Origin of the sequence: Brooklawnia sp. (assembly GCF_032229645.1) — a bacterium.
Lineage (GTDB): Bacteria > Actinomycetota > Actinomycetes > Propionibacteriales > Propionibacteriaceae > Brooklawnia.
In genome coordinates this window covers 3736-6052 of the sequence record NZ_JAVTWX010000102.1, presented here as the reverse complement: position 1 = coordinate 6052, position 2317 = coordinate 3736, and the positions used below count along the sequence as shown (strand labels likewise).

Below are 2317 nucleotides of genomic sequence, written 5' to 3'. Positions count from 1 at the left end.
CCGACCGCGTAGCCCGATACCGCGGCCAGCACGATGCCTGCGGTGAGCCTCAGATGAGAGAACCAGTCGATCTGCCAGACGATGTCTTTGCTTGTCACGAGCCCGCCCACCGGGGTGATGATGGCGGCCGCGGCGAGCAGCAATACCGCCGCGAGAACTGCCAGGGCGATCACCGCCAGCAGTTGTGCGGCCAGCACCCGGCTCCGGGACGGCACCAGGGCGTAGGTGGTGAGCACGGTGCGATGCTGGCGTCCCGAGGTGGCGAGCAGGATGGCGAATACCGGAATCAGGGTGAGCAGCGGGATACCGGCCAGGCGGGCGATATCGCCGAATGTCACATTGTCGATGAACAAGGCGGCGCCACCGCCGAAGACACCTGCGAACACGGCGCTGCCGGCCAGCAGGGCGATGCCCGAGGGGGTGTCGACGAGTTTGCGCAACTCGACCAGCCATAGCCGGAATCCTGACGGTGCTTTGGAATCGGTTGGTTCGAGTAGGCGGCGAGGTGAATGAGACAGCGCAGTGGCAGTCATTGTGCGGTCCTTTCGAGATCGGCTAGAGCAGATGAGATTCGGACGGGGATTCAGGCGGTGCGATCGAGGTCGGCGGTAGCGGAGAAGTAGAACTCGGTGATGTCGCCGTGTTCGGCCTGCATCGACGCCAGGGTGTCGTGGGCGACGATCCGGCCGTCGGCGATGATGGCGAGCCGGTCGGCGAGACGTTCGACTTCAAAGAGCTGGTGACTGGAGAGCAGGATCGCTGCGCCTCGCTCGGCTCTGGCGCGCAGCAATTCGCCGAGCCAGCGTTGGCCCTGCGGGTCGAGGCCGTTGGCGGGCTCGTCCAGCACCAGCACCGGCGGATCGGTGAGCAGGGCCTGGGCGATGCCGAGCCGCTGCTGCATGCCGAGCGAGTAGCCGCGGACGCGTTGGCGTGCCTCGCGGGTGGTGAGCCCGACCAGCTCGAGTACCTCGTCCGCGCGTTTGATGGGCAGGCCGAGGGTGAGGCAGGCCAGGACGAGGGTTTCGCGGCCGGTGCGCCCGGGATGGAATGCGCCGGCATCCAGCAGCGAGCCGACGATCGTGGCCGGGTTGGGCCAATCCCGGTAGCCGCGGCCGTTGACGGTGGCAGTTCCGGAGCCGGCTTCGGTGAGGCCGAGCAGGATGCGCATGGAGGTGGACTTGCCGGCCCCGTTTGGCCCCAGGAAGCCCGTCACCTGGCCGGCGGGAACGGTGAAGGTGACATCGTCGAGTACCGTGTGTCCGCGGTACGACTTGGTGAGATGCGTGAAAGCGATCATGGTGATACTCCAACCGAACCAGCTGGTCGCAGGCATCGGGCAGCCGGCTGGGACAAGGGCAATCGTTCGGACGCTATTCGAGCCCGGCGAATAGCCGATGGGCTGGCCAGGTCGAGCCGATGGTCGCTATGGGGACACAATCGCGGAAATCTAGGCTGATGGGGTGACTATCAGCCAATCGTCTCGTGTGCGCACCACGACCGATCCTGCGTTGCAGGGTGCGGTCTGGATCGTCGCCGTGGCGATGTGGCTCTACTACCTCACGCCGTTGGTCGCGTCGGGATCGGCGCGGGCCAATCCGCTGATAGTCGTGTTGAGTTTCGTCCCGCCGGGGTTGGCGCTCTGCCTGCTTGCTCTTCGCCGCCGAGCCCCGTTGGCGGTCGCCTTGGGCACCGGAGTGCTGCTCTTCTTCGGCCCAGGCGTGGTCGGGGCAGCCATTGCAATGCAAGGATCGTTGGCGCGCTGGACAAATCGGGCGCCGACGGTTGTGGTTGCTGGTATCTGGTTCAGCGTCGCGAAGCTTGCGGCGCTATTGATCGGTCCTCTCGCGGGCCCGTGGGGAAGTCCGAGCTCGTTCGAACTCACTCTCGCGGTGGCTGGGCTGGGAATCGCGACGCTGGCCGGTTGGCTGTTGCGCACGCGCGCGGCCGAACAACAGGGCCGGGCCAAGGCCGAGCAGGCCAGACGTGAAGCGGAACTGGCCAGGATCGATCAGGCACGGCTCGCCGAACGCGAGCGGATCGCCCGCGAGATGCATGATGTGCTCGCCCACCGGCTCTCCCTGGTCAGCATGAACGCGGGCGTGCTCGCTTTTCGCACCGATCTCAGCGAGGACCAGACACGCGAGATCGCGCAGACGATCCAGCTCAATGTGAAGCAATCCCTTGATGAGCTGCGCGCGGTGCTCTCCACCCTGCGCGGCGCGGACGCTCCGCCGGAGCCACCCCAACCGACGCTGAAGGAGTTGCCGGTGCTCGTTGCCGAGCTTGAGGACGATCAGCGCATCGAACTCGAGATCGA

Annotated in this window: 3 protein-coding genes; 1 reads left to right on the top strand and 2 read right to left on the bottom strand. The window is 66.2% G+C overall.

Annotated features, from left to right (window positions below):
- Positions 1 to 533, bottom strand: a 533-nt coding sequence (locus tag AAFP05_RS07720; RefSeq protein ID WP_341729281.1) for a hypothetical protein, incomplete at its 3' end; no start/stop codon positions are given.
- A gap of 50 nt (positions 534 to 583) precedes the next feature.
- Positions 584 to 1297: an ATP-binding cassette domain-containing protein gene (locus tag AAFP05_RS07715; RefSeq protein WP_341729280.1), complete on the bottom strand. Its 714-nt coding sequence runs from the start codon at positions 1295 to 1297 to the stop codon at positions 584 to 586.
- Between the two features lie 163 nt (positions 1298 to 1460).
- Between AAFP05_RS07715 and AAFP05_RS07710 the strand changes: the two genes are divergently transcribed.
- Positions 1461 to 2317 (top strand): histidine kinase (locus AAFP05_RS07710; protein WP_341729279.1); only part of this gene is annotated, 857 nt, incomplete at its 3' end.